Genomic DNA, 6,534 nt, shown 5'->3' with positions numbered 1-6,534 from the left:
GCCGACGGTGCCGCCGATCATCACCTCGCCCAGCGGCTGCGGCGTCGCGTAGCTCTTGCCCTCGTTCATGCGGCCGCGCATGTAGGGATCCAGGCTGAGGTAATGGTTGCGCACCAGCACCTGGCCGTCGGCCACGGTCGGCACCGGCGTGCTGACCAGCTTGAAGTTGTCGGTGCCGGGTTCACCGGTGGGGCGGGAGGCCAGCAGGATCTGGCGGTTCGTCGTGCTCATGCGTTTCTCCTCGTGAGCGGGAAATCGGAAGGGGTCGGTTGAACGGGGATCGCCGCCGGGCCGTCGGGCGCTCAGCCCTCGGTGCGCTGCAGCGCCTTGAGGCTGCGGCCCTTGCCGGGCAGCGCCTTGAGGTACTTGAAGGTGCCGGTGGAATGGGCGCAGAGCCGGCCGTCCTCGCCGTAGACCGAGCCGTCGCAGAAGGCCATCGTCGTCGAGCGGTGCAGCAGCCGGCCCACCGCGCGCAGCGCGCCCTCGCCGGGGCGCATGAAGCTGGTCTTCATCTCCACCGTCACCACGCCGGGGCCGAAGCCCGGCTGGTCGCGGTGGCGCTGCGCGCCGCATGGGCCATGGCGACGTCCAGCAGCGTCATCAGCACGCCGCCATGCGCCACCTCCCACGAGTTCAGGTGGAGTTCGCGGATGTCGACCCGCAACTCGGCCTCGCCCTCGTCGATGCGCACGAGCTCGAAGCCCAGCTGCTGGACGAAAGGAATGTGGACGGGAAATTTCAGCGGCGGCTCTTCAGTCACGACAACCTCGGATCACAGCGCGCGATGCGCGTAGGGGGCGGAGCCATTCAGCTGCCGTGGACGGCGGAGACGCCACCATCGACGGCGAGGATCTGCCCGGTGATGTGCTTTCCGGCGCGGCTCGCGAACAGCAGGGCGGCGCCCTTGAGGTCCTCATCATCGCCGATGCGCTTGAGCGGCGCGTGCTCGGCCAGCTTGTCTTCGCCGATCGCCGCCATCAGGCCCTTGGTCATCTTGCTGGGGAAGAAGCCCGGCGCCAGCGCGTTGACGGTGATGCCGTGCACGCCCCACTCGCCGGCCAGCGCGCGGGTGAAGTTCACCGCCGCGCCCTTGCTGGTGTTGTAGGCGATGGTCTTCATCATCCCGCTGTTGCCGCCCAGGCCCGCGATCGAGGCCACGTTGATGATGCGGCCCGACTTGCGCGGGATCATGCTGCGTCGCGCCACTTCCTGGCTCATCACGAACAGGCTGCGGATGTTCAGGTCCATCACCTTGTCCCAGGCCTCGACCGGATGGTCCTCGGCCGGCGCGCCCCAGGTGGCGCCGGCGTTGTTCACGAGGATGTCGATCTTGCCGAGCCTGGCCACCGTCTGCTCGACGATGCCGCGCGCCTGCGCCTCATCCGAAGCATCGGCCGCGATCCATTGCGCGTCGATGCGCGCGCCTTCAGGTGCGCCGCGGCCTCCTCGAGGTCGGCCGCCTTGCGCGAGCTCAGCATCAGCGTCGCGCCGGCCTCGCCCAGCGCCTCGGCGATCTGCAAACCCAGCCCGCGCGACCCACCGGTCACCAGCGCCACCTGGCCGCTCAGGTCGAAGAGGTCCTGCACCTTGCTGCTCATCGTCGTCTCCTTGATGTCTTGAGGTCGTTGATGTCGTCGTCGTTGTCGATGTCGTCGTTGATCGCCCGGCCGGTCACCGGCGGCGGCGCTCAGAACCAGGCGTCGCGCATCTCGCGCGTGAGCGCCTCGCGCCGCGCGACCACGCCCAGCCAGGCCGTGACCTTGGGCAACTCGTAGGCGAAGAAATAGCGCTGCGCAGCGCGCTTGCCCTGGGCGAAGTCGTCGTCCCGCCCTTCGAGCGCGAGCACCACGTCCAGCCAGATCCACGCCAGCACGGTGTGGCCGAAGGCCTGCAGGTAGGGCGTGGCATTGGCCAGCGCCTCCTCCGGCTCGCCGGTGGACCAGGCCTTCTTCGTCGCGCCGCCGACCGCGGCCAGCGCCGCGCCGAGTTCATTGGCGGCCTCCGCCAGCCCCGGCACCTGGCCGGCGCGCTGCGCGGTGTCGCTGATGCGCGTGGCCAGCGCCATCAGCGCCTGGCCGCCGTCCATCACCACCTTGCGGCCCAGCAGGTCCAGCGCCTGGATGCCGTGCGTGCCCTCGTGGATCATGTTCAGGCGGTTGTCGCGCCAGTACTGCTCCACCGGGAAGTCGCGGGTGTAGCCATAGCCGCCCAGCACCTGGATCGCCAGCGAGTTGGCCTCCAGGCACCACTCGCTGGGCCAGCTCTTGGCGATGGGGATGAGCACCTCCAGCAGCCGCTTCGCGGCCGCGGACTCGTCGGCGCTGCCGGTGTGCTGCTCGTCGACGAGGCGCGCGCAGAACAGCTCCAGCGCCAGCCCGCCCTCGACATAGCTCTTCTGCGCCAGCAGCATGCGCTTGACGTCGGCGTGCTCGATGATCGGCCGCTGCGGCTGGGCCGCGTCCTTGCCGGCCGCCGTCATCGGCCGGCCCTGCGGGCGCTGGCGCGCGTAGTCGAGGCTGGCCTCGTAGCCGGCGTAGCCCAGCATCACCGCGCCGAGGCCGACGCCGATGCGGGCCTCGTTCATCATGTGGAACATGCAGCGCAGGCCCTCGCCCGGCTGGCCGACGAGGTAGCCGATCGCGCCGCGCCGGCCGCCCGGCGTGTGGCGGCCCTCGCCGAAGTTGAGCAGGCAGTTCGTCGTGCCGCGATAGCCGAGCTTGTGGTTCAGGCCCGCGAGCGTCACGTCGTTGCGCTCGCCGGTCAGGCGGGCATCGGTGTCGACGAGGTGCTTGGGCACGATGAACAGCGAGATGCCTTTCGTCCCGGGCAGCGGCTTGCCATCGGGCCCGGGGATCTTCGCGAGCACCAGGTGGACGATGTTCTCAGTGAGCTCGTGCTCGCCGCCGGAGATCCACATCTTGTTGCCGGTCAGCCGGTAGCGCGGGCCCAGCGGATCGGCCTGAAAGCCGTCGCCATCGGGCTCAGCGCGCGTGGCGACGTCGGACAGCGACGAGCCCGCCTGCGGCTCCGACAGGCACATGGTGCCGAACCAGCGCCCGCTGAACTCGTTCATCGCGAACACCTCGCGCTGCGCCGGCGTGCCGTGCGCCATCAGCAGGTTGGCGTTGCCGTTGGTGAGCATCGCGTAGCCGCCCATGGCCACGCTGGCCTTGCTGAAGAAGCAGTTGGCGGCCATCTCGACGACGCAGGGCAGCTGCATGCCGCCGTGCTCGTAATCCTGCGCGGCGGCCAGCATGCCGGACCCGACATAGGCCGCGAGCGCCTCGTGCGTCGCCGCGGGCAGATGAACGCGTTCGCCGTCGAAGCGCGGCTCCTCGGTGTCGGCGAGGCGGTTGAACGGTGCGAACTTCTCGCGGGCGATCTTCTCGCAGGTGTCGAGCACCGCATCGAAGGTCTCCCGCGAGTGCTCCGAGAAGCGCTCGCGAGCCGACAGTCGGTCGACCTTCAGCCAGCGGTACAGCAGGAAGTCCAGGGTCTGGCGCATGAGCACCTCACGAAGGAGGCGGGGCGCAGCCCGCCGACATATCAAGCGGAGCCCGGGGATCCGGCTCTGCCGGGCCCTCGGGCTCGCCCCCTGAGGGGGCCGGCGTCAGCCGGTAGGGGGGTGCTCGTCAGAGCACTTCGAAGACCCCCGCGGCGCCCATGCCGCCGCCGATGCACATCGTCACGCAGACGCGCTTGGCGCCGCGGCGCTTGCCCTCGATCAGCGCATGGCCGGTCAGGCGCTGGCCCGACACGCCGTAGGGATGGCCGATCGCGATCGCGCCGCCGTTGACGTTGAGCCGGTCCATCGGGATGCCCAGCTTGTCCGCGCAGTACAGCACCTGCACCGCGAAGGCCTCGTTGAGCTCCCACAGGTCGATGTCGGAGACCTTCAGGCCCAGGCGCGCCAGCACCTTGGGCACGGCGAAGACGGGGCCGATGCCCATCTCGTCGGGCTCGCAGCCCGCCACCGCGAAGCCCAGGAAGCGGCCCAGCGGCTTGAGGCCCTTCTTCGACGCATAGGACTCGCTGACGATCGCGCAGGCGCCGGCGCCGTCGCTGAACTGGCTGGCATTGCCCGCGGTGACCACGCCGCCGGGCAGCGCGGTGCGGATGTCCTTGATGCTCTCGTAGGTCGTGCCCACCCGCAGGCCCTCGTCGACGGAGACGGTGACCTCGCGGGTCATCATCCCGCGCACCTTGTCGGCGACGCCGGCCATCACGGTGATCGGCACGATCTCGGCGTTGAACAGGCCTTCGGCCTGCGCGGCGCAGGCGCGCTGCTGCGAGGCCGCGCCGTAGCGGTCCATGCGCTCCTTGGGGATCTTGTAGCGCTGCGCGACGTTCTCGGCCGTCTGCAGCATGGACCAGTAGATCTCGGGCTTGTGCGCCGACAGCCAGCTCTCATGGCCCATGTGGCGGTTGGCCTCGTTCTGCACGCAGGAGATGCTCTCCACGCCGCCGGCCACGAACACCTCGCCCTCGCCCGCGATGATGCGCTGCGACGCGGTCGCGATGGTCTGCAGGCCGCTGGAGCAGAACCGGTTGATGGTCTGTCCGGACACGGTCACCGGCAGGCCGGCGCGCAGCGCGATCTGGCGCGCGATGTTGCCGCCGGTGGCGCCCTCGGGCGTGGCGCAGCCCATCAGCACGTCCTCGACCTCGCCGCCCTCGATGCCGGCGCGTTCCAGCGCCGCGCGGACCACATGGCCGCCCAGGGTCGCGCCGTGGGTCATGTTGAAGGACCCCTTCCAGCTCTTGGCGAGCGGGGTGCGGGCCGTGGAAACGATCAATGCCTTGCTCATTCTGTTGCTCCTGTTCGCGTCCGCGGGGTCAGTCGTTGAAGCCCTTGCCCTGGTCGGCCAGGCGCTTGAGCAGCGGAGCCGGTTCCCAGAACTTCGCGTCGTCATGCGGGTTGCGCGCGAAACGCTTCATCGCCTGCACGACGTTGTAGAGACCGACCGTGTCGGCGTAGCACATCGGACCGCCGCGCCACAGCGGGAAGCCGTAGCCGGTGAGGTAGACCATGTCGATGTCGGAGGCGCGCAGCGCGATGCCCTCCTCCAGGATGCGCGCGCCTTCGTTGACCAGCGCGTAGACCAGGCGGTGCACGATCTCCTCGTCGCTGATCTTGCGCGGCGTGATGCCCAGCGCCGAGCGGTGCATGTCGATCATCTCCAGCACGGTCCTGGACGGGATCGCGTCGCGCTTGCCCGGCAGGTAGTCGTACCAGCCGGCGCCGGTCTTCTGGCCGAAGCGGCCCATCTCGCACAGCAGGTCGGCGGTCCTGGAGTAGCGCAGGTCCGGCTTCTCCTGGTAGCGGCGCTTGCGGATGTACCAGCCCACGTCGTTGCCGGCCAGGTCGCCCATGCGGAACGGGCCCATCGCGAAGCCGAAGCGCTCCATCGCCTTGTCGACCTGCTGCGGCGTGCAGCCTTCCTCGAGCAGGAAACCGGCCTGGCGGCTGTACTGCTCGATCATGCGGTTGCCGATGAAGCCGTCGCACACGCCGGAGACCACGCAGGTCTTGCGGATCTTCTTGCCCAGCGCCATCACGGTGGCGAGCACGTCCTTGGCGGTGGCCGCGCCGCGCACCACCTCCAGCAGCTTCATCACGTTGGCCGGGCTGAAGAAGTGGGTGCCGATGACGTCCTGCGGCCGCTTGGTGAAGGCCGCGATCTTGTCGACGTCCAGCGTCGAGGTGTTGGAGGCCAGGATCGCGCCGGGCTTCATCACCTCGTCGAGCTGGCGGAAGACCTGCTCCTTGACGCCGATGTCCTCGAAGACGGCCTCGATGACGAGGTCGGCCGAGCCGATGTCGCCGTAGTTCAGCGTGGTGTCCAGCAGGGCCATGCGCTGCGCGTAGCGGTCCTCCTTGAGCTTGCCCTTCTTGACCTGCGCCTCGTAGTTCTTGCGGATGGTGGCGATGCCGCGGTCCAGCGCCTCCTGCTTCATCTCGAGGATCGTCACCGGGATGCCGGCGTTGAGGAAGTTCATCGCGATGCCGCCACCCATCGTGCCGGCGCCGATGATGGCCACCTTGTCGACGCGGCGCAGCGGCGTGTCCTCGGGCACGTCGGGGATCTTGGAGGCGGCTCGCTCGGCGAAGAAGGCATGGCGCAGCGCCTTGGACTCGGGCGTCAGCATCAGTTGCTGGAAGGCCTCGCGCTCGGCGCGCATGCCGTCCTCGAACTTCATCGAGACCGCGTTGGCCACCGTCTCCACGCACTGCAGCGGCGCCGGGAAGTTCTTGGACATCGCGCCGACGGTGTTGCGCGCGAACTGGAAGTAGGCCTGCGCCTCGGGATGCTGCGCCTTGATGTCGCGCACGCGCGGCAGCGGGCGCTTGTCGGCGATCTCCATCGCGAACTGGACGGCGCCGTCGATCAGGTCGCCGTCGATGAGCTTCTGGAACAGCACCTGGCCGGGCACCTGCGCGAGCTGCTCGCTGACCACCGGCTCGCCGCTGACGATCATGTTGAGCGCGGGCTCGACGCCCAGCGCGCGCGGCAGGCGCTGCGTGCCGCCGGC

Annotated in this window: 3 protein-coding genes and 3 pseudogenes; all 6 read right to left on the bottom strand. The window is 69.5% G+C overall.

Going from position 1 to position 6,534, the window contains the following annotated elements; all coding sequences use genetic code 11:
• Positions 1-231 (bottom strand): annotated as a pseudogene (locus FUT87_RS14360) (NADP-dependent oxidoreductase); the annotation flags it as partial.
• Positions 232-302: 71 nt separating this feature from the next.
• A pseudogene (locus FUT87_RS14355) lies at positions 303-742 on the bottom strand (PaaI family thioesterase).
• A 65-nt stretch (positions 743-807) separates the two neighbouring features.
• Positions 808-1,598, bottom strand: a pseudogene (locus FUT87_RS14350) (SDR family oxidoreductase).
• 89 nt (positions 1,599-1,687) lie between these two features.
• On the bottom strand, positions 1,688-3,505 hold the full coding sequence (locus FUT87_RS14345; protein WP_404935405.1) for an acyl-CoA dehydrogenase: 1,818 nt from the start codon (positions 3,503-3,505) through the stop codon (positions 1,688-1,690).
• Between the two features lie 127 nt (positions 3,506-3,632).
• The gene (locus FUT87_RS14340; RefSeq protein WP_091722595.1) at positions 3,633-4,808 is read right to left on the bottom strand and encodes an acetyl-CoA C-acyltransferase; all 1,176 of its coding nucleotides are present in this window, start codon (positions 4,806-4,808) and stop codon (positions 3,633-3,635) included.
• Positions 4,809-4,836: 28 nt separating this feature from the next.
• On the bottom strand, positions 4,837-6,534 hold a 1,698-nt coding region (locus FUT87_RS14335), incomplete at its 5' end, for a 3-hydroxyacyl-CoA dehydrogenase NAD-binding domain-containing protein (RefSeq protein WP_147241447.1).

It is taken from the genome of Mitsuaria sp. TWR114, from assembly GCF_007997345.1.
The sequence above is the reverse complement of the archived record's forward strand: the minus strand, read 5'-3'. Positions and strand labels throughout refer to the sequence as shown.